Below are 20,851 nucleotides of genomic sequence, written 5' to 3'. Positions count from 1 at the left end.
AAATTATACCGCAGTAAATTTCCGCGCCAACATCAAAAATACGGCACTAAAAACAGCGGTTTGTCAGTTTGGTGTCAGGTAAATTTTGGGTTCAATTCACCCGAAGCATAACGCTTCGCCATCACCGACACGGGAAGCGGCTTTAGCTTGGCAGCCTTGCCCGCGGTGTTGAACTGTTCCAGCCGATCCTTGCAAAGTTTGGTCATCGCATCGAGCGCCGGCTTCAAATATTTGCGCGGATCGAATTCGCCCGGATGCTCGGCGAGAATCTTGCGGATCTGTCCGGTGATCGCCATGCGATTGTCGGTGTCGATATTGATCTTGCGCACGCCGTTCTTGATGCCGCGCTGAATCTCTTCCACCGGCACGCCCCAGGTCTGCGGCATCTTTCCGCCGTACTGGTTGATGATGTCCTGCAGGTCCTGCGGCACCGACGAGGAGCCATGCATGACCATATGCACATGCGGCATCCTACGATGGATTTCCTCAATGACATTCATCGCCAACACCGCACCGTCGGGCTTGCGCGAGAATTTATAGGCGCCGTGTGACGTACCCATGGCAATGGCGAGCGCATCGACCTTCGTCTCCTTGACGAATTTCACCGCTTCGTCCGGATTGGTCAGAAGCTGGTCATGCGACAGCTGGCCTTCCGCCCCATGGCCGTCTTCCTTTTCGCCCATGCCGGTTTCGAGCGAGCCGAGCACGCCCAATTCGCCTTCCACCGAAATGCCGCCGAGATGCGCCATCTCGACGACCTTGTTGGTGACGCCGACATTGTAATCCCAATCGGCCGGCGTCTTGCCGTCAGCCTTCAGCGAGCCGTCCATCATCACCGAAGTGAAGCCCGCCTGAATGGCGGTGACGCAGGTCGCCGGCTCGTTGCCGTGATCGAGATGCACGCACACCGGAATATGCGGATACATTTCGACGACCGCGTCCATCATATGGCGCAGCATGATGTCGTTGGCATAGGCGCGCGCGCCGCGCGACGCCTGAATGATCACCGGCGCATCGACCTTATCGGCCGCCGTCATGATCGCCAGCGCCTGCTCCATATTGTTGATGTTGAACGCCGGCACGCCATAGTCATGTTCGGCGGCGTGATCGAGAAGCTGCCTGAGGGTGATGCGGGCCATGGAACGCTCCAAGTGACGAAGGCGCGTCCCACGACGCGCCGAGAACAAGCTGCGATTAGCTGCGGACGCGCAGGACTTCGACGCCGGGCAGGCTCTTGCCTTCCAGCCATTCGAGGAACGCGCCGCCCGCCGTGGAAATATAGCTGAACTTATCGCCGACGCCGGCCTGGTTCAACGCGGCGACCGTATCGCCACCACCCGCCACCGTCAGCAATTGGCCGGCCGCTGTCCGCTCGCCGGCGAACTGCGCCACCGCATTGGTGCCGGTATCGAACGGCGTGATCTCGAACGCGCCGAACGGGCCGTTCCACACCAGCGTCTTGACGTCGGACAACAGCTTGTCGATCGCATCGATCGAGGCCGGGCCGATGTCGAGGATCATCTCATCGTCATGCACGTCGTCGACGGTGGCCACGCGCGAGGGCGCATGCGCCTTGAACTCGTGTGCCAGAACCACGTCCTGCGGCAGCACGATCGTGCAATTGGCTTCACGCGCCTTGGCGAGAATTTGCGAGGCGGTCTCGATCATGTTGCGCTCAAGCAGCGACTTGCCGACCTTCTTGCCCTGCGCGGCAAAGAACGTATTGGCCATGGCGCCGCCGATGATCAGATATTCGACCTTCTTCATCAGGCTGCCGAGCAGCTCCAGCTTGGTCGACACCTTGGCGCCGCCAACGATGGCGGCGAGCGGCCGCTCCGGCTCCTCCAGCGCATGGGTCAGCGCGCCAAGCTCGGCCTGCATGGAGCGTCCGGCCACGGCCGGCAGCACATGCGCCAGCCCTTCGGTCGAGGCATGCGCGCGATGCGCCACCGAGAAACCGTCGTTGACATAGATGTCGCCCAGCCGCGCCAGTTCGGCGACGAAAACCGGATCGTTCTTTTCCTCGCCCTTATGGAAGCGGGTGTTCTCCAGGAGCAGGACGTCGCCGTCCTTCATCTGCGCCACGGCTTCCTGCGCCTCCGGGCCGATGCAATCGAAGGCGAAGGAAACAGGCCAATCGAGATGTTCGGATACGGCTGCCGCCAGCGGCTTCAACGAACAATCCTCATCGGGACCGTTCTTCGGCCGGCCGAAATGCGACAGGAGAATGAGCCGGCCGCCGCGCCCGATGATGTCCTTCATCGTCGGGATGATGCGCTCGAGACGGGTCGTGTCGGTGACGCGACCGCTCTCGACAGGCAGGTTGAGGTCGACGCGCAGCAGCACGCGTTTACCGGCCACATCGACATCATCCAAAGTGCGGAATTTCGCCATCGTCAAACCCTGGCCGGTTGCGTGATCGGATTTCAGCGCGGCGCTTTGCATCGGATCAGACCAGCTTACCCATGGCGACGGCGGTATCAATCAGACGGCACGAGAAGCCCCATTCGTTGTCGTACCAACTCAGCACGCGAACGAATGTTCCGTCGATGACCTTCGTCTCCATGGTGTGGAAGACCGACGAATGGCTATCGTGATTGAAGTCGATGGAGACGTTCGGATCGTCCGTATAGCCCAGAATGCCCTTCAACTGTTGGGAAGCGGCGCGGCGGACGATGTCGTTGATCTCGTCCTTGGTCGTCGCCCGCTTGGCGGTGAATTTCAAGTCGACCGCCGAGACATTCGGCGTCGGCACGCGGATCGAGGCGCCGTCGAGCTTGCCGGCGAGCTCCGGCAGCACCAGGCCGACGGCCTTGGCCGCGCCGGTTTTGGTCGGGATCAGCGACAGCGCGGCGGCGCGGGCGCGATAGAGATCCTTGTGGGTCGAGTCATGGGTCGGCTGATCGCCGGTATAGGCATGGATCGTCGTCATGAAGCCATGCTGGATGCCGACCGTATCGTTCAGCACCTTCGCCACCGGCACCAGGCAGTTCGTCGTGCACGAGGCGTTCGAGACGATGATGTCGTTCTTCGTCAGCTTGTCGTGGTTGACGCCATAGACCACGGTGAGATCGGCATCTTCGCACGGCGAGGAAACCAGCACGCGCTTGGCGCCGGATTCGATATGGGCGATGGCTGTCGATTTCTTGGTGAACTTGCCGGTGCATTCGAGGACGATGTCGATACCCATGTCCTTGTGCGGCAGTTTCGAGGGATCGCGCTCCATCGTCAGCTTCATCGGCCCGTGGCCGGCGTCGATCGTATCCTTGGTATAGGTGATCGGGCCGGGGAAGCGGCCGTGCACGCTGTCGTATTTCAGCAGATGAACGAGGGTCTCGACCGGGGCAGTGCCGTTGATGGCGACGACTTCGATATCCTTCCGATCGGCTTCGATGATCGCGCGAAGGGCGAGACGGCCGATGCGACCGAACCCGTTGATCGAAACCCTGACTGCCATGAAGTTGTTCTCCAATCCTCTGCTATGACCCAAACCCCGGTTCCGGCTTTACCCGTTGTGGCGGGCGATCGCGGCTGCCGCGACGGCTTGAGCGGTAATACCGAAATGTTCGTAAAGTTTCTTATAGGGCGCACTGGCACCAAAGGTTGACATTCCGATGAATACGCCATCGGGCCCGATGAGAGCGTCCCAACCCATGCGGATCGCTGCTTCCACCGCGACCTTGACCGGCGCATCGCCGATAGTCCGCTTTATATAGTCTGCGTCTTGAGCCAAGAATAGATCAAGGCAGGGAACCGACACGACACGAGCCGAAATACCCTTTTCAGCCAACAGCTTACGACCGTCCAGGGCGATTTCGACCTCGGACCCCGAAGCGAAGATCGTGACCTGCGCGGCGCCTTCGGCGGCGGCCAGCTCATAAGCACCCCGGGCGCACAAGTTCTCGCGCATGAAACTGGTGCGCACCTGCGGCAGGTTCTGGCGCGTCAACGCCAGGATGGAAGGCGTATGGGCGCTTTCCAGCGCCACCTGCCAGCATTCGAGCGTTTCGGTCAGATCGGCCGGGCGGAACACGTTCAAATTGGGAATGGCGCGCAAGGCGGCCAGATGCTCGACCGGCTGATGGGTCGGGCCGTCCTCGCCCAGGCCGATCGAGTCATGCGTCATCACTTCGATATGGCGCAGGCCCATCAGCGCCGCCAGACGCAGCGCCGGACGGCAATAATCGGTGAAGACCAGGAAGGTCGCGCCCGACGGAATGAAGCCGCCATGCAGCGCCATGCCGTTGAGGGCCGCCGCCATGCCGTGTTCGCGGATGCCCCAATGGATATAGCGGCCGGCATAATGGCCGGGGCTGATCGCCGGCGTCGCCGCCACCTTGGTGTTGTTGGAGCCGGTGAGATCCGCCGAACCGGTGATCAGTTCGGGCACGACCGGCGCCAGCGCCGCCACCACCGCTTCACCCGCCTTGCGGGTGGCGATCGGCGTCGCGTCGGCGGCCGCCTTCTGCTTGAAAGCCTCGATCGCCGGCGCCAGCGCCGCCGGCAGTTTGCCGGCGATCCGCCGCTCGAATTCGGCCCGCTTGGCCGGATCGAGCGCCGCCAGGCGCTTCTCCCAGGCACCGCGCTGTGCGGCGCCCCGACTGCCGGCCTGGCGCCAGGCGGCCAGCAGATCGTCGGGAATTTCGAACGGCGGATAATTCCAGCCGAGCGCCTTGCGGGCGCCTTCGATCTCGCTGGCGCCAAGCGCCTCGCCATGGGCCTTGGCCGTACCGGCGCGGGTCGGCGCGCCATAGCCGATGGTGGTCTTGCAGGCGATCAGGCTCGGCTTGTCGGACTTCTGCGCCCGCTCCACGGCCGCCAGGATCGCCGCCTGATCGTGACCGTCGATCCGCTCCGCGGCCCAGCCGCAGGCTTCGAAACGCTTGATCTGATCGACCGAGTCGGCGACCGACAACGGCCCGTCGATGGAAATGCCGTTGTCGTCGAACAGCACGATCATACGGTTCAGCTTGAGATGGCCGGCGATGGCGATGGCTTCCTGGGAAAGGCCTTCCATCAGGTCGCCGTCGGACGCCAGCACATAGGTGTGGTGATCGACCACGTCGCCGAATTCGGCATTCAGCATCCGTTCCGCCAGCGCCATGCCAACGGCGGTGGCGATGCCCTGGCCGAGCGGCCCGGTCGTCGTCTCGACGCCGACCGTGTGGCCATATTCCGGGTGGCCTGGCGTCAGCGAATCGAGCTGGCGGAAATTCTGAAGCTGTTCCAGAGACATACCGGGATAGCCGGTGAGGAAGAGCAGCGAATAGAGCAGCATCGAGCCATGGCCGGCTGACAGCACAAAGCGGTCGCGATCCGGCCAGCGCGGCGCGGATGCGTCATATTTCAACACCTTAGTGAACAGGACGGTGGCAATATCCGCCGCCCCCATGGGCAGCCCTGGATGACCCGACTTGGCTTTTTCGACCGCATCCATGGCCAAAGCGCGGATCGCATTGGCCATAGCGCCATTTGAAACAGTCATGGGGATTGATCCGTGCAATGGCCGCGAGCGGGCGCCAACGGCGCACCCCTGACGACGGAGTTTTGTGGCTGACGAAAATTGCGCCCCTGATAGCACCTCGATGGGGCCTGTCAAAGGCAGGCCGCCTAATTTGCTCAGAAAATGCCTGAAAATCCGAAGGAAACTGATTGTCCTGTGGGCAAAATCGCCGTTTACGTTGACGCTCAGGCCCGAACGGTCACAAATGGGTCATGCGCATCCAGCCGTGCCGTGCTGCGAGTCTGTCATGACCTTGCCGCCCCGCCTAGACGCCGCCATGAAGCGCCTCGAAGCCGCCCTGTCCCACCTGGAAGCTGCCGGCGAACGCCGCATTGCTGCCGAAGGCACGCGCGGCAATCTCGAGGAAGAACTGATGGTGATGCAGGACGACCGTGCCCGCCTCGCCGCGGAGCTCGACGGCGCCCTGGCACGTGCCCGCACCCTGTCGCTCGCCAACAGCGAAGTGCGCGAGCGTCTGGAACAGGCGAGCGAAGCCTTGCGCGCCATCGTCGGCGAAACGCACCCCGGCGGTCCCAGTGAAGGGAGCAACTAGCCATGGCGCAGATCACCGTAACCGTGGGTGGACGCCCCTACCGCATGGCCTGCGCCGATGGCGAGGAAGAACATCTCGAAAGCCTGGCGCGCCTGGTCGATGACCGCATCGGCGAATTGCGCTCGTCCTTCGGCGAGATCGGCGATCAGCGCCTCACCGTGATGGCGGCAATTTCCATCGCTGACGAATTGTCGGAAAGCACGCGCAAGGTGACGCGCCTCAATGGTGAGATCGACGACCTCAACAAGGCGCAGGAAGAAGCGCAGGACGCCAACGCGTCAGCCGCCGAAAGCGCCGCCGACCGGCTGGAAAACATCGCCGCGCGCATCGAACGCCTGGCGCAGGTGATGAACAACGCCGGCAAGAGCCCGCAATAATTAGCCGCTCAGCTTAGCCAGGCGAAGGCCCGCCGCAAGAATGCCTGCCCGCCTTCAGTGACCGGCGTACCATGCGCCATCAGCACCTTCTGCGCCGGCCAAGACAGAATCCGGCTCAGCGCGACACGCGCCGCTTTGCGCTGGGTGAAAGCGACGCGGAATTTGCGTGGCACGGTCGGTTCCGGCGCCACCATCAAATCCAACTTCGCCACGATACCGCGCCAGCCGGTGAACCAATCGGCGGGAAACCGTTGCAGCAGATCGGTGAACAGCACCGTGCCGCTCGGGAGATGGAAAAACACCACCTCGGTCGTGATGGCATTGCCGTTCATAACAGCCTGATCAATCTCGCCGGTCCAACTGGCTTCGGGCGTTTCGCTCAGATCGCGATCGAAGACGATATCCTTGCGCTTCTGGCGTAATCCCGGCGCCGCATAAACGAGCGCCTCGGGATAGGCGAGCTTCCAATCGGGCAAGAAGACATGGTGCAATGAATTGGGCGCGACCAGATGCCGAACCGGCCCCAGCCGATCCACCGCCGCGCAGAGAGTGGCCGTCAAAGCCGTCGGCGACCAGATGAAGAGATCGCCATTCGCCAATCTGATGACGGCCATGCGTGTCGGATAACGAAACCCCATCGCCGCAACCACGTCGGTGCCATCAGCGATCCAGATATTCGGGCCAAATTCGTTCAGCATGCGTTGAGGATAGTCGATGAGGATGACAGAGGGAATGCGGTGGCCCGCAATTTCAGTGTCATTCCCGACGCGCCGTAGGCGCGAGCGGGAATCCAGAGCAACCGCTTGGCATTGATCACTCTACCACGCGCTCTGGATCCCCGCTCGCCTGCTGCGCAGGCGTCGGGGATGACACCAAGGCCCTGCAACCGATGGCAACACGCGCAGAATTCTAGCGATACCCCTCCGCCTGCAATTCGAACAGTTCCGCATAGCGCCCGCCCAGCGCGATCAGCTCGGCATGATTGCCGCTCTCGACAATGCCGCCATTCTCCAGAACGAGAATGCGGTCGGCCATGCGCACGGTGGTGAAACGATGCGAGATCAACAGGGTCGACTTGCTCGCGCTGAGATTGCGAAAGCGGTCGAAAACGCCCGCTTCGGCGCGCGCATCGAGCGCTGCCGTCGGCTCGTCGAGGATCAACACTTCCGCATCGCGAAAATAGGCCCTTGCAATGGCAATCTTCTGCCATTCGCCGCCTGACAGATCGAAGCCGGAAGCGAAGCCGCGCCCCAACATCTGCCCATAGCCCTCCGGCATGCGGGCGATGAGCTGATCGGCCAGACTGTCCTTCGCCGCCGCCGCGACACGCGCTTCATTATCGATCTCCTCGACGAGACCGACGCCGATATTCTGGCCGGCGGTGAAATTGAAGCGCATGAAATCCTGGAAGATGGCGCCGACATGGGCACGCAGATCATCGACATCGAAATCTTTGAGATCGATGCCGTCGATGGTGATGCGGCCTTCATTGGGGTCGTAAAGCCGGGTCAGCAATTTGACGATCGTCGTCTTGCCGGCGCCATTCTCGCCGACGAGCGCCAGGGTTTCACCGGCCTTCAGGGTGAAGCTGAGATGGCGCAGTGCCCAGCTCTCCTTGCCTGGATAACGGAAGCCGACATTCTCGAAAGCGATGCCGTGGCGGATCGGCGCCGGGAACGGTTTTGGCGCGGCGGGGCTGGCCAATGTCGGCTTCGTATCGAAGAAAGAGAACAGATCGTCGAGATAGGCCGTCTGCGCGGCGATCTGCGTCAGCCCCATGGTCAGGCGCTCGAACAGACCGTTCAACCGCAACAGCGAGCCTGACAGAAACGTCAGGTCGCCGATGCTGATGGTGCCGTTGACGGCGCGCCAGGCAACATAGGCATAGGCGGCGTAGTAGGACAGCGAGCTGATCAGGCCGAGCACACTGCCCCAGATCGTGCGGCGGATCGCCAGATCCCGGTTGGACGCTTGAATGATCGAGGCCAGTTTGGTGAAGCTTTCGACCAGATAAGGGCCAAGGCCGAACAGCTTCACTTCCTTGGCGGCTTCCGCATTGGAGCCGATCCAGCGCAGATATTCGATGCGCCGCCGCTCCGGCGTGATCTGCGTGTTGAGGCCATAACGCTGGCCGTTGAAATAGGCTTCGCTCACCGTCGAGGGAATGAGCGCCAGCAGCAGCAGGAAGACCAGCACCGGCACGAAGACGATGAGGCCGATGACCAAAGCCACCACCGTCACCGTGTCCTGCACCTGATTGAGCATCATGCCGAGCAGACCGTTGCCGATGAAGGTCTGCGCCCTGGCCCGTTGCAGCTTGTCCTGAAACTCGCTGTCTTCGATGTCTTTGAGATCGAGCCGCGCGACATGTTCGATCAGGCGGCCGGCCATCAGGTTGCTGTGGCGCTCGGCGATGAGATTTTCAGCCAGGGTGGTGAGCCGGCCCATGACATTGCCGGCGGCGGTCAGCGCCAGTTCGAGCGCCAGCCAGGTGAACAGCAGCGTCAGCCGGCCCGACTCCCACCAGTCCTGAAACGTCGGCCCGGGCGCCGGCTGATGCGCCTGCAACACCACTTCATCGATGATGAGCTTGCCGACATAGAGCATGGCCGGCACCTGCAGCGCCCGCAGCAGACGCAGCCCGATGATCGTCGACAACAGGCCGGGACTGACCGCCCAGAGCGTACCGACCAGACGCGGCAGATGTTTCCAGGTTTCGAGGCTCAGGCCAGCCTGCGACAGGCGTTCGGCGCGGCTGGCTCGACTGGCGCGGACAAGGGGCGGCGGCACGGCACATCCTTAAAAACAAAACACCTGGAGCGTCGGCCGGACGCTCCAGGTCGTTCGGGAGGTGTGACATTCACCCCAATGACGGCAAATTACCGTCAGCAGCCGTGCGCAGCGTAAAAAAGCCGCCGATCAGCCGCCCATTTTAGCGACGAGCGTGTCCGACACTTCAAAATTGGCGAAGACGTTCTGCACGTCGTCGTTGTCTTCGAGCGCATTGATCAGCTTCAGAATCTTCTCGCCCGCTTCGTCGTCGACCGCGATCGAGTTCTGCGGCCGCCACACCAGTTTCGAGCGGCGCGGCTCGCCGAACTTGCCTTCCAGCGCCTTGGCGACTTCGGCAAAGGCTTCCATCGTCGTGGTGATCAGATGGCCGTCTTCCGAGGTGACCGCATCATCGGCGCCGGCCTCGATGGCGGCTTCCATCACCGCATCCTCGGAAGCGACCTTGGTGTCGAATTCGATTTCGCCGACCCGGTCGAACATGAAGGACACCGCGCCGGTTTCCGCCAGCGCGCCACCAGCCTTGGTGAAATAGGAACGCACTTCGCCGGCGGTGCGGTTGCGATTGTCGGTCAGGGCTTCGATGATGACCGCGACACCGCCGGGCGCATAGCCCTCGTAGCGCACTTCGTCGTAATTCTCGCTGTCGCCGCCGGCCGCCTTCTTGATGGCGCGCTCGATATTGTCCTTGGGCATGTTTTCGGCGCGCGCCGCCTGGACGGCGAGCCGCAAACGCGGATTCATGTTCGGGTCGGGCATGCCCATCTTGGCGGCGACGGTGATTTCGCGCGCCAGTTTGGAGAAGAGCTTGGAGCGGATCGCATCCTGCTTGCCCTTCTTGTGCATGATATTCTTGAACTGACTATGGCCTGCCATAAGGGTCCCCACGGGCGGGGGCGGCGCAGCAAAGGTGCGTGCACGCCCCGGAAAAAATCGGCGGCGTTATACGCCGTCATCGGGCTGTTGCAAAGGAAGCCGGCGCATTTTCGGGTCCACCGAGGGCCTGATCGGGGCTCCGATCACGGGAACCGCCAGCCCAGGAAACGGGTCAGCCAGTCGGAAGCCGGCAGAACGGTAACCCAGGTCTCGAGCCCGATCGCCAGGATCAGCGCACCGATCAGCGACACGATCGTGCCGACGAACACCCCGCGCGAAAAGGACTCGTATTCGCGATTGAGAATCCACGAGAAATAATAGCGGAAAATCGCGGTCAACCGCATCATCGGCGCGACGATGGTGACCGGCGCCAGGGCCAGCGCCATATAGCGGGTCATCTGCGCGATCCCGACGAAGACACTAGCCAGGGCGAACCAGCCGAAATCGCCCCTACGCATCGTCCGCAGATCGCGCCAGGCGTTCGGATTGACGAAAGCAGCAAAGACCACGGCAGTCGCCGCGGCATAGGAGATGAGCCCGGCGGCCACCGCGCGCCCCAGGGTAAGGCCGCCGCTTTCGAGGCTGAAACGCACCAGGATCGGGCTCACCCCGTAGCAAATTGCCGAAACCGCCGAATAGAAGAAGCCTTCGCCATAGGCCGGCGTGAACGCGACCGCACGGGACGAGGCGGCGGAGACGGGCTTAGGCCGCTCGAAAGCCAGAACCGGCCCCAGCACCACCAGCACGATGCCGACCACCATGGGACCCGTCAGGATTTCGCCGAGGAACCAGACGGCCAAGGCCAGGGCAACCAGGATATTCGTGTCCTGGATCGGCCCGGTGAGATTGGCGCCGATGGCCTTCTGCGATCGATAATTGGCGTAGCGGCCGACCACGAAGTGAACGATGCCGGCCAGGGCCAGCCAAGTCGTATCGAGCCAGGAGAAGCTCCACAGATCGTCGAAGGACCCGAAGATCGGCAGGCAGACCAGAAAGAAGGGCACGCCGAACGGCACCGAGACCGCCATGGCCTGCAAGACGCTGCCCGACAAAACACCGCGCCGCGCGGCCGCATTGTTGAATGCGAAAGTCGCTGCCGACAGCAGCGCCAACAAGGCCCCCAGCATGTATTCGCCTCCCTGCCTGTTCCTAAGGCACGGCGACGGCGCTGGACAACAGCCCCTCACGCATAGCTCTTACCCACCTTACCAGAACGACGGCACGGCCTCGGCCAGCCGCCCACCCAGCCGCACCGGCGCCACTTTGATGGCGCGACCGGTCGCATCGGCTTCGACCGCGATGCCGCATAAGGTCGCCGCGCCCTCGGCTGGCTCGAACCGGCCCGACGAGATGCGCCGGGTGAAGCGCTGCAACGGCTCGGTCTTGTTCATGCCGATGACACTGTCGTAATCGCCGGTCATGCCGGCATCGCTCTGATAGGCGGTGCCGCCCGGCAGGATTTGCGCATCGGCGGTCGGCGCATGGGTGTGCGTGCCGATCACCAAAGTGGCGCGGCCATCGCAGAAATGGCCCATCGCGTATTTCTCGCTGGTCGTCTCCGCATGCACGTCGACGATCACCGCATCGCACATCTGCCCCATAGGACAGGCTTCCAGTTCCCGTTCGACGGCGGCGAAAGGATCGTCGAGCGGATCCATGAAAATGCGGCCCATGACATTCATCACCAGCACGCGCGCACCATTCTTGGCTTCGAACAGATTGGCGCCGCGCCCCGGCGTGCCGGCGGGATAATTGGCCGGGCGGATCATGCGCGGCTGCCGTTCGATGAAGACCAAGGCTTCGCGCTGATCCCAGGCATGATTGCCCAGCGTCACGCAATCGGCGCCAGCGGCCAGAAATTCGTCACAGATCGATTCGGTGATGCCGAAACCGCCGGCGGCATTCTCGCCATTCACCACGACGAAATCGAGATTCCAGCGCCTTCTCAGATCCGGCAAAGTGTTTACGAGCGCCGAGCGCCCCGTGCGTCCCACAATGTCACCGATGAAAAGCAGACGCATGCCGGTTCCTTTAAATCCAAGCCAATGAACAATCGATCACGTCCCGCTCGGTGATGATCAGATCGAGCGGTTGGTCATGCGCCTCCTCCGGAACGCGCGCGACCTCCTGGCAGTCATAAGCAATGCCGATGGCCGGCACCGACCGGCTGGCGCGCAAGCGCTCCAGCGTCAGATCATAGTGGCCGGCGCCATAGCCGATGCGGAAACCGCGCCGGTCGAACACCGCGAGCGGCACGAATAACAGATCCGGCTGCACATCAGGCAGCCGCGGCGAGGGCTCAGGGATGCGCATCTGGCCTTCGACCATCGGCTGGCCCCAGGCCCAGCGGCGGAAGATAAGCGGATGCCCTCGCCCCACCGTCACCGGCAGGGCGGTGACGAATTCATGATAGCTCAGCGCCTGCAGCAGCAGGCGCGGATCGGCCTCGTCGCCGATCGGCCAGAACAGGGAGACGGTCCGCGCCATGGCGCGCCGGGCGATGGCCACCCCCTCGATCACCAGCCGCTCGGCGAAGGCCTGACGGACATCCGCCGGGATGGCCGCGCGGCGGGCCAGCGCTTCGCGCCGCAATTCGGCTTTGCTGAGGGGGGTGGTTTCGAGTCCAGACATTCTTCTGCGCCTGCGGGATCACGAATCCCTAGGCCGCCCAGCCGCCCCTGACAACAGGAAAGGACCGGAAAGCCCGATCAAGAGATGGGCCGAAGGCCCAATCAGATCAGCCGCAAGGGAATTCGCGAGCGAATTTCCGGGAGAGAGGGGCGGAAGGAGAAGCGCGGAGCCGCCTGAGCCGTGGGATCATCGATCCCGGGAACCTACAACGTAGGTGGGCGCCGTGTGACCAAGTCCACGGACGAGGCCAGGAACAGCTCCCTTAGAGATCGATAAGGCCCCGGGAATACATATCCGCACGTACTCCGCAGCCCCGCTGTCGCAATGTAGGAGTAAAGTGCCCCCGGCGCCAGACGGGGCAAAAAACAATTCCCACCGACCTAGCATCGGTCTGGACGATGGCGGCGATTGCCTCCGACGATAGCCCTTGATTTAGGGGCGCTGCACACGGGGTCGTGAAGATCGGTGAACGAGCAAAAAATAATCCTAGTCTTTTCAGATAATTAGAATATAGTCGGGCGATAAAACTTGCCAAACCTTAATGCTGCAAGCGCGCTGGCGCCGTGTTCCCGCCCTCTTTAAGCCACGGTCCGCCATCCCTATATCCTCACGTGAGCGGCCGGCGTTTGCGGCCGCGAAGGGATGCCCGAGGGGGGTCCCAGGAGGTATGAACATGGCTACTACTGCGCTTCCGGTGCTGTCCGCTGATACGGGACTGAGCCGTTACCTCGCAGAAATCCGCCGGTTCCCGATGCTGGAGCCGGAGCAGGAATATATGCTCGCCAAGCGTTGGCGCGAGCATGGTGACCGCGACGCGGCACAACAGCTCATCACTTCGCATCTGCGCCTCGTCGCCAAGATCGCCATGGGCTATCGCGGCTACGGCCTGCCGATCGGCGAAGTCGTGTCGGAGGGCAATATCGGCCTGATGCAGGCCGTCAAGCGCTTCGAACCGGAGAAGGGTTTCCGCCTAGCGACTTACGCTATGTGGTGGATCCGCGCGTCCATTCAAGAGTACATCTTGCGGTCATGGTCGCTCGTTAAGATGGGCACGACTGCAAATCAGAAGAAACTGTTCTTCAATCTGCGTAAGGCCAAGAGCCAGATTCAGGCGCTGGAAAGCGGCGACATGAATCCGGAACAGGTGAAGACCATCGCCACCCGTCTCGGCGTCACCGAACAGGACGTCGTCGACATGAACCGCCGCCTCGGCGGCGACACTTCGCTCAATGCGCCGATGCGCCAGGACAGCGAAGGCGGCGAATGGCAGGATTGGCTCGTCGACGATAGCGCCAGTCAGGAGACGGTGCTCGCCGACAGCGAAGAGAAGGACAACCGGCTGACCGCGCTGCGTGGCGCGCTGGCCGTTTTGAACGACCGCGAGCGGCGCATCTTCGAGGCGCGCCGTCTGCAGGACGATCCGGCGACCCTCGAGGAATTGTCGGAAGAGTTCGGCGTCTCGCGTGAACGTGTCCGCCAGATCGAGGTGCGCGCGTTTGAGAAGGTCCAGGCTGCGGTTCGTGACGGTCTCGCCAAGATCGAGGCCGTCCCGGCAGCGGCCAGCAAGCCGGCCCTGGCAGCGCATCGCTAAAAGGTTTGCCGACGAGGGACACACCTCGCGGCAAGGCGTCGCGTAAAGCGTACAGGGCGTCGTCAAACAGAGTTACGCGTTGCGTAGGAAGCCGCCGGAGAAATTCGGCGGCTTCTTTTTATTCGCATCGTTGAAGGATTCGGCGCTGTCTTAACGCGTCCAGGAGTCGAAGACTTCGTTGACGACGCGCTCGCCCGGATTGCCCTTCTCCAAGGTGATCTTCGCGGCGCGGCCATCGGCCAGTTTCATCGGAATATCCAGCCAGCCGCGCGTCTTGAGCGTTTCGATATTGCGCACAGCGAATTGCGGATCGCTGGTCAAAGCGACGATGAAAATATTGTCGGTGATCTTCGCCTGCACGCCAGCCAAGGCATCGACATTGGCAGCCGATTCATTGCGCATCACCGGCAGACCGATCTCGGTGATCTTGGCGAGCGGGCTGTCCTCCGACGGCAGGAAGCGCACGGTGAGCGTATGCGAGGCCCGCAAAGTCGGATCGTTGTTCTTCTCGATGGTGACGAAGCCCTTGAGCTTGGCGTCAGGCACGTCGAAATCGGCGCGGATCGCCTGCGACAGGGCACCGCCGCGATTGATCGAATCCGTCCGCCACACCACCGTGCCGACCTGGGTATCGAAGCCCTGCGGCGCATCCGACTGCAGCAGCAGGCCGACGCGCTGGGCCACAGCCACACCCGCAGCCGGCGGTTGCGCGGTGCTCGGCGCCGTGGCCGGCGCCTGAGCGTTATTCTGCGGCGCCTGCGTCCGGTTCTGCGGTTCCGGCTGCAGCTCCGGTGCCCGCGTCGGCGCGGCACCCGAACCGATCCGCTCGTTGACCTTGGGGCCAGAGGAAGCTTGCGGCGCCTGTGGCTCGACGATGGGCGAGCGCGAACGCGAAATATCTTCCGGCCGATCGCGTAGTTTCCAGGCGGCGAAACCGACGCCGCCGAACACCACCGCAATGGCGCCGATGATCAGAGCGACGCGGCCAAAGCCGCGCGACGTCTCTTGCGGACGCGGCGCCGCCGGGCGCACGGCCTCCGACCGGCCCATGCCGTCGCCATTGCCGGCTTCGCGTGCCTCGGCCCGCCCAGCGGCATCGGGCGCACGCACCTTGATCGGCACCCGCGGCGCATCGCCGATCTCGGGTTCGATCGACGGCGCCGGGCCTAAATTCGCTTCCGGCTTGATATTGATGGAGGGCGCGGCTGACGCCCCCTCGCCCAACGGCTTGTCGCGGGGAATGCCGATCGAGGGCGCACTGGCCGGCGGCTTCGGCGGCACGGCGGGCGGGATTGGGGGAGGTGGCGGCGGCGCGGCAGGCTTCGCCTCCGCCGGCGCACCGCCTTTGGCGTCGATCTCAGATTCGAGACGGGCGATGGCAGCGTCGAGCGCCTGGCTCTCGCGCTCGATATCCTCATCCGGCACCGGTGGCGTGATACCACGCAACTGTCCGAGCAGCGCCTTGCGAGCGCGCTCATAAATCCCCCGGCGCTGTTCTTTCGCCTCTGGGCTGAGCCCCGAGACGGCTCGCGCAAGTAGCGGATAATAATCGGCCATAACGCGTTCAGACCACCCTTGCGCTTATGCGTCAATCCTAAAAGCTAGAGCCATCATACTGTCAAGATGGCGCTTTCAGGCACCGTCGGGAACCCCTTTGCCTAGTCCCGATACGGGTTATGGACAAGAATCGTATCCGCTCGCTCGGGGCTCGTCGACAACAAAGCCACGGGCGCGCCGATCAGCTCCTCCACGCGGCGGACATATTTGATCGCCGCCGCCGGCAGATCGGCCCAGCTGCGGGCGCCCTGGGTGGTGCCTTCCCAGCCCTCGATCGTCTCGTAAATCGGTTCGACCCGCGCCTGCGCCGCCTGGCTCGCCGGCAGATAATCGATGGTCTCACCGTCCAGACGATAGGCGGTGCACACTTTGATTTCCTTGAAGCCGTCGAGGATGTCGAGCTTGGTCAGCGCAATGCCATCGATCCCCGACGTGCACACCGTCTGGCGCACCAGCACCGCGTCGAACCAGCCGCAGCGCCGCGGCCGGCCGGTCACCGTGCCGAACTCGCGGCCGCGTTCGCCGATCAACTGGCCGGTCGCGTCCTTCAACTCAGACGGGAACGGCCCTTCGCCGACACGCGTCGTATAGGCCTTGGCGATGCCCAGCACATATTGCACGGCCTTCGGACCCAGACCCGTGCCAGTGGCTGCATTGGCCGCCACCGTGTTCGACGAAGTAACGTAGGGATAGGTGCCGTGATCGATATCGAGCAGCGCGCCTTGCGCGCCTTCGAACAGAATGCGCTTGCCGTCGCGACGCAGCTCTTCAAGCAGCATCCACGTGCGATCCATATAGGCCAGCACGTCGTCTTTCACCGCGGCCAATTCGTCACGAATCGCGGCCGCGCTGATCTCGGCAATGCCGAGGCCACGACGGATCGCGTTGTGATGGGTGAGCAGGCGCGCGATCTTCATGTCGATCGTCGAGAAGTCGGCCAGATCCATCACGCGGATGGCGCGACGACCCACCTTGTCTTCATAGGACGGACCGATACCGCGCATGGTCGTTCCGATCTTGGTGCCGGCGGTCGCATTGTTCTCGCGCAGCGCATCAAGTTCGCGATGCAGCGACAAGATCAGCGGCGCGTTCTCGGCAATGCGCAGATTGTCCCGCGAGATGACGACACCTTGCGCGCGCAGAGCGGCGATTTCCTTGATCAGATGCGTCGGGTCGATGACGACGCCATTGCCGATGACCGACAGCTTGCCCGGGCGCACGATGCCCGACGGCAACAGCGACAGCTTGTAGGTGACGCCGTCGATGACGAGCGTATGGCCGGCATTGTGTCCGCCTTGGAAGCGCACGACCACATCGGCCTCGAGCGACAACCAATCGACAATCTTGCCTTTGCCTTCATCGCCCCATTGAGCGCCGACGACGACCACATTCGCCATATCGCATAAGCCTCATTCGCGCGGCCAAGTCATGGCGACCCGCCGCGTAGACCTCGACAAGCAAAAAACCCCGGAACTGCCGCAATGGCTGCTCCGGGGCTCATTGCGGTCATGCATTACAGGAACAAGACAGCGGAGTAAAGGTGCAGGAAGTCGCAGGCCGTGTTGGCTCGTCCTTGGCGCTGGGTTACAAACCGGTGTGCCTTTCCCACCAGAGACTATTCCCATGAAATCAGTCATTGCCGGTATAGCGTTTGCCGCGCTTGGCGCCTCCGTGGCTCAGGCCCAGAACTGCGTTGAAAATTTCACCAATTCCGGCGGCCCTGCCCCCTTCATCACGACCTATGATGTCTTTCCCGGCGTCAGCACCGCCAAGGCCATCGACAATTTGGCTCGCGCCGCGCAGGTGCAGGAAGGTTGGCTCAGCATCCGTGTGGATCGGCGGCTTGGCCTGATCACCGCTCAAAACGATGGCGCGCGCAGCGGCCGCACTCAAGAGGTCAAGATTGCCGTGCGCAAGCAAGGCAAGGGGGCACGGGTCGACATTTCCTATGCGTTCCAGCCAGACCAGTTGCCGGCCGGCAATTTTCGCGGCGACGTCTGCCGCATCATCGGCAACGCCGACCGGTAGAATTGAAAAAGAGAATCAAAAAACCCGCCGTCACCGGCGGGTTTATCGTTTTCAAAGGCTCAGCGACGCTTTCAATTCGCGCATCTGCTCCAGCCGCTCGGCGGCACGCTGGCGCGTGTGCTCGACCTTGGCGTCGGCGAGGTCTTCCTCGGCATCCTTGATCTCGGCATCGAGCAGCTTGGCATCGACTTCAGCCAGAGCAACAGCCTGTTCGGCCAGGATCGTCAGCGTATTGTTGGCCATATCGGCGAAGCCGCCGCGCACGAACAGATCGTGCTTGCCGCCGGTGCCGTCCTTGTAGCTGACGACACCCGGCTTCAGCATCGCCATCACCGGCGCATGGTCGCGCAACACGACCATCTCGCCTTCGACGCTCGGCACGAGAACAGACTCGACCTCGCCCGAATACACAAGGCGCTCCGGCGAGACGAGTTCGAAATGGAAATTGGCCATGGCCCTACCTTGTTTCAGATCAGAATGCGTTTCCGAGGAAACGCATTCTGGTCGGTATCCTGGTCGTTACGCGAAAACGATCAAGCCGCTTCCGCCGCCAGACGCTGTGCCTTCTCGACGGCTTCCTCGATGGTGCCGACCATGTAGAAAGCGGCTTCCGGCAGGTGATCGTACTTGCCTTCGACCAGGCCTTTGAAGCCCTTGATCGTGTCGGCGAGCGCGACGAGCTTGCCCGGCGCGCCGGTGAACACTTCGGCGACGTGGAACGGCTGCGACAGGAAGCGCTCGATCTTACGGGCGCGGCCGACGGTCAGCTTGTCCTCTTCCGACAGTTCGTCCATGCCGAGAATGGCGATGATGTCCTGCAGCGACTTGTAGCGCTGCAGGGTCGACTGCACGCGACGGGCGACGTCGTAATGCTCTTCGCCGACAACCAGCGGCGACAGCATGCGCGAGGTCGAGTCGAGCGGATCGACCGCCGGATAGATGCCTTTTTCGGCGATCGAGCGCGACAACACGGTCGTCGCATCAAGATGCGCGAAGGAGGTGGCGGGCGCCGGGTCGGTCAAGTCGTCGGCCGGGACGTAAATCGCCTGCACCGAAGTGATCGAGCCCTTGTTGGTGGTGGTGATGCGTTCCTGCAGCGCGCCCATGTCGGTGGCGAGCGTCGGCTGATAACCCACCGCCGAAGGAATACGGCCGAGAAGCGCCGACACTTCCGAACCCGCCTGGGTGAAGCGGAAGATGTTGTCGACGAAGAACAGCACGTCCTGGCCCTTGTCGCGGAAGTCTTCGGCGACCGTGAGGCCCGTCAGCGCGACGCGGGCGCGGGCGCCCGGCGGCTCGTTCATCTGGCCGTACACGAGGGCGCACTTCGAACCCTCGCCGCCGCCCGCCTTGTTGACACCGCCTTCGATCATTTCGTGATAGAGGTCGTTGCCTTCGCGGGTACGCTCGCCGACGCCGGCGAACACCGAGTAACCACCATGCGCCTTGGCGACGTTGTTGATCAGTTCCATGATCAACACGGTCTTGCCGACGCCGGCGCCACCGAACAGGCCGATCTTACCGCCCTTGGCGTAAGGCGCCAGCAGGTCCACGACCTTGATGCCGGTTTCGAGAATCTGCGCGTCCGTCGCCTGCTCGGCATAGCTCGGGGCCGGCTGATGGATGGCGCGCAAGCCGGAAGACTTCACCGGACCAGCCTGGTCGACCGGCTCGCCGATGACGTTGATGATGCGGCCCAGAGTGCCATCGCCCACCGGCACCATGATCGGGGCGCCCGTGTCGACGACTTCCTGGCCACGCACCAGACCTTCGGACGTGTCCATGGAAATGCAGCGGACGGAGTTTTCGCCCAAATGCTGCGCCACTTCGAGCACCAGACGGTTGCCCTGGTTCTGCGTTTCGAGCGCGTTGAGAATTTCCGGCAGGTGCCCGTCGAACTTCACGTCGACGACCGCGCCGATGACCTGCGTGATGCGGCCGGTGGCCTTGTTATCGGATGCCATGATAAATCCTCGCTTCTATTCCGGTCAGAGCGCTTCGGCGCCCGAGATGATTTCAATCAGTTCCTTGGTGATCATCGCCTGACGCGAGCGGTTGTAGATGATCGTCTGTTTCTTGATCATCTCACCTGCATTGCGCGTGGCGTTGTCCATGGAGCTCATGCGCGCACCCTGTTCGGAAGCGGCGTTTTCGAGCAGCGCACGGAAGATCTGGACGGCGATGTTGCGCGGCAGCAAGGTCGCCAGAATCTCGTCTTCCTCGGGCTCGTATTCGTAGACCGGCTGTTCCTTGCCGGCCGCGGGTTTGGCGCCCTCGGTCGCGGTAATCTGCGCCGGAATGATCTGCTGCGCCGTCGGGATCTGCGCGATCACCGAACGGAAGCGCGAGAAGAACAGCGTCGCGACGTCGAACTCACCGGCTTCGTAGCGGGCGAGCACGTTGCGGGCGATGTCGTCGGCATTGGTGAAGCCGATCTGGCGCACCGAACGCAGTTCGATCAGTTCGATGATGTTCTTGTCGAACTGGCGGCGAAGCTGGTCGTAGCCCTTCTTGCCGACGCAGATGATCTTGACGGTCTTGCCCTGGGCGATGAGCGAATTGGCGCGCTCACGTGCCAGACGCGCGATCGACGAGTTGAACGCGCCGCACAGGCCACGCTCGGCCGTGCAGACGACGAGCAGGTGCACATTGTCCTTACCGGTGCCGGCAAGCAACGCCGGACCGTTGCCGGTCTGGCCGGCGGCGACATTGGCGAGCACGGCTTCCATGCGTTCCGCATAGGGCCGCGCCGCTTCCGCCGCGCTCTGCGCGCGGCGCAGTTTCGCAGCGGCGACCATCTGCATCGCCTTGGTGATTTTCTGCGTCGCCTTGACGCTCGAAATCCGGGTTCGCAGGTCCTTCAACGAAGGCATTTGTGTCTCTCATCCCCTTCCGCGTGGAAGGTCCGGTTGGACAGACGGAGCGGCGACCGAAGCCGCCGCCGC

At 62.9% G+C, this 20,851-nt stretch carries 19 protein-coding genes and 1 other RNA gene; 4 read left to right on the top strand and 16 right to left on the bottom strand.

All coding sequences use genetic code 11. The features are described 5' to 3' along the window. Positions 1-74 precede the first annotated feature (74 nt). Genes fba through tkt form a run of 4 tightly spaced genes read right to left on the bottom strand, consistent with a single transcriptional unit; the run spans position 75 to position 5,485 of the window. Positions 75-1,139 (bottom strand): class II fructose-bisphosphate aldolase, encoded by a 1,065-nt coding sequence (fba, locus tag OIM99_RS09450; RefSeq protein WP_311850085.1) that lies wholly within the window; start codon positions 1,137-1,139, stop codon positions 75-77. 55 nt (positions 1,140-1,194) lie between these two features. Beyond that, the gene (locus OIM99_RS09445) at positions 1,195-2,394 is read right to left on the bottom strand and encodes a phosphoglycerate kinase (RefSeq protein WP_311850084.1); all 1,200 of its coding nucleotides are present in this window, start codon (positions 2,392-2,394) and stop codon (positions 1,195-1,197) included. Positions 2,395-2,449: 55 nt separating this feature from the next. Further along, positions 2,450-3,457: a type I glyceraldehyde-3-phosphate dehydrogenase gene (gap, locus tag OIM99_RS09440; RefSeq protein WP_311850083.1), complete on the bottom strand. Its 1,008-nt coding sequence runs from the start codon at positions 3,455-3,457 to the stop codon at positions 2,450-2,452. A 48-nt stretch (positions 3,458-3,505) separates the two neighbouring features. Further along, positions 3,506-5,485, bottom strand: coding sequence for a transketolase (gene tkt / locus OIM99_RS09435; protein ID WP_311850082.1), 1,980 nt, complete (start codon positions 5,483-5,485; stop codon positions 3,506-3,508). 265 nt (positions 5,486-5,750) lie between these two features. Here tkt and OIM99_RS09430 point away from each other — a divergent pair, with 265 nt between their 5' ends. Both OIM99_RS09430 and OIM99_RS09425 read left to right on the top strand, forming a co-directional pair. Further along, entirely contained in the window at positions 5,751-6,056 is a 306-nt protein-coding gene (locus OIM99_RS09430) for a DUF4164 domain-containing protein (protein ID WP_311850081.1), read from the top strand. Positions 6,057-6,058: 2 nt separating this feature from the next. Further along, positions 6,059-6,433, top strand: a complete 375-nt coding sequence (locus OIM99_RS09425) for a cell division protein ZapA (RefSeq protein ID WP_311850080.1) — start codon at positions 6,059-6,061, stop codon at positions 6,431-6,433. A gap of 8 nt (positions 6,434-6,441) precedes the next feature. Here the strand turns inward: OIM99_RS09425 and OIM99_RS09420 are convergent, their stop codons facing one another. The 7 genes from OIM99_RS09420 to ssrS all read right to left on the bottom strand — a co-directional run bounded on the left by OIM99_RS09420 (position 6,442) and on the right by ssrS (position 13,047). Next, a complete protein-coding gene (locus tag OIM99_RS09420; RefSeq protein WP_311850079.1) occupies positions 6,442-7,131 on the bottom strand; it encodes a DUF4336 domain-containing protein in 690 nt (229 codons plus the stop codon). A gap of 211 nt (positions 7,132-7,342) precedes the next feature. Next, positions 7,343-9,223: an ABC transporter ATP-binding protein gene (locus OIM99_RS09415; protein WP_311850078.1), complete on the bottom strand. Its 1,881-nt coding sequence runs from the start codon at positions 9,221-9,223 to the stop codon at positions 7,343-7,345. Positions 9,224-9,352: 129 nt separating this feature from the next. After that, a complete protein-coding gene (locus OIM99_RS09410; protein WP_311850077.1) occupies positions 9,353-10,099 on the bottom strand; it encodes a YebC/PmpR family DNA-binding transcriptional regulator in 747 nt (248 codons plus the stop codon). 143 nt (positions 10,100-10,242) lie between these two features. Beyond that, positions 10,243-11,226 (bottom strand): EamA family transporter, encoded by a 984-nt coding sequence (locus OIM99_RS09405; protein WP_311850076.1) that lies wholly within the window; start codon positions 11,224-11,226, stop codon positions 10,243-10,245. A gap of 78 nt (positions 11,227-11,304) precedes the next feature. Then, positions 11,305-12,120 carry a TIGR00282 family metallophosphoesterase gene (locus tag OIM99_RS09400; RefSeq protein WP_311850075.1) on the bottom strand — a complete coding sequence of 272 codons (816 nt, stop codon included), beginning with the start codon at positions 12,118-12,120 and terminating at the stop codon, positions 11,305-11,307. A 10-nt stretch (positions 12,121-12,130) separates the two neighbouring features. After that, positions 12,131-12,730 (bottom strand): 5-formyltetrahydrofolate cyclo-ligase, encoded by a 600-nt coding sequence (locus OIM99_RS09395; RefSeq protein WP_311850073.1) that lies wholly within the window; start codon positions 12,728-12,730, stop codon positions 12,131-12,133. Between the two features lie 162 nt (positions 12,731-12,892). Next, positions 12,893-13,047: non-coding RNA, 6S RNA (gene ssrS, locus OIM99_RS09390), on the bottom strand. A 356-nt stretch (positions 13,048-13,403) separates the two neighbouring features. Between ssrS and rpoH the strand changes: the two genes are divergently transcribed. After that, entirely contained in the window at positions 13,404-14,321 is a 918-nt protein-coding gene (gene rpoH, locus OIM99_RS09385) for an RNA polymerase sigma factor RpoH (protein WP_311850072.1), read from the top strand. Positions 14,322-14,471: 150 nt separating this feature from the next. Here the strand turns inward: rpoH and OIM99_RS09380 are convergent, their stop codons facing one another. Beyond that, entirely contained in the window at positions 14,472-15,878 is a 1,407-nt protein-coding gene (locus OIM99_RS09380; RefSeq protein WP_311850071.1) for a hypothetical protein, read from the bottom strand. Positions 15,879-15,979: 101 nt separating this feature from the next. Next, on the bottom strand, positions 15,980-17,275 hold the full coding sequence (locus OIM99_RS09375; protein ID WP_311850070.1) for an adenylosuccinate synthase: 1,296 nt from the start codon (positions 17,273-17,275) through the stop codon (positions 15,980-15,982). A 226-nt stretch (positions 17,276-17,501) separates the two neighbouring features. On the opposite strand from OIM99_RS09375, the gene OIM99_RS09370 reads away from it, so the two are divergent. Next, positions 17,502-17,906 carry a hypothetical protein gene (locus OIM99_RS09370; protein ID WP_311850069.1) on the top strand — a complete coding sequence of 135 codons (405 nt, stop codon included), beginning with the start codon at positions 17,502-17,504 and terminating at the stop codon, positions 17,904-17,906. A gap of 51 nt (positions 17,907-17,957) precedes the next feature. Here OIM99_RS09370 and OIM99_RS09365 read toward each other — a convergent pair whose 3' ends face one another. From OIM99_RS09365 to OIM99_RS09355, 3 genes are all read right to left on the bottom strand, one after another. Continuing rightward, positions 17,958-18,359: a F0F1 ATP synthase subunit epsilon gene (locus OIM99_RS09365; protein ID WP_311850068.1), complete on the bottom strand. Its 402-nt coding sequence runs from the start codon at positions 18,357-18,359 to the stop codon at positions 17,958-17,960. Between the two features lie 80 nt (positions 18,360-18,439). Further along, positions 18,440-19,870: a F0F1 ATP synthase subunit beta gene (gene atpD, locus OIM99_RS09360; protein ID WP_311850067.1), complete on the bottom strand. Its 1,431-nt coding sequence runs from the start codon at positions 19,868-19,870 to the stop codon at positions 18,440-18,442. A 24-nt stretch (positions 19,871-19,894) separates the two neighbouring features. Then, positions 19,895-20,779, bottom strand: coding sequence for a F0F1 ATP synthase subunit gamma (locus OIM99_RS09355; RefSeq protein ID WP_311850066.1), 885 nt, complete (start codon positions 20,777-20,779; stop codon positions 19,895-19,897). Positions 20,780-20,851: the final 72 nt, after the last annotated feature.

The sequence above is a fragment of the Methylocella sp. CPCC 101449 genome, from assembly GCF_031921685.1.
Classification (GTDB): Bacteria; Pseudomonadota; Alphaproteobacteria; order Rhizobiales; family Beijerinckiaceae; genus Terripilifer.
This window is presented reverse-complemented; position numbering and strand designations above follow the sequence as displayed.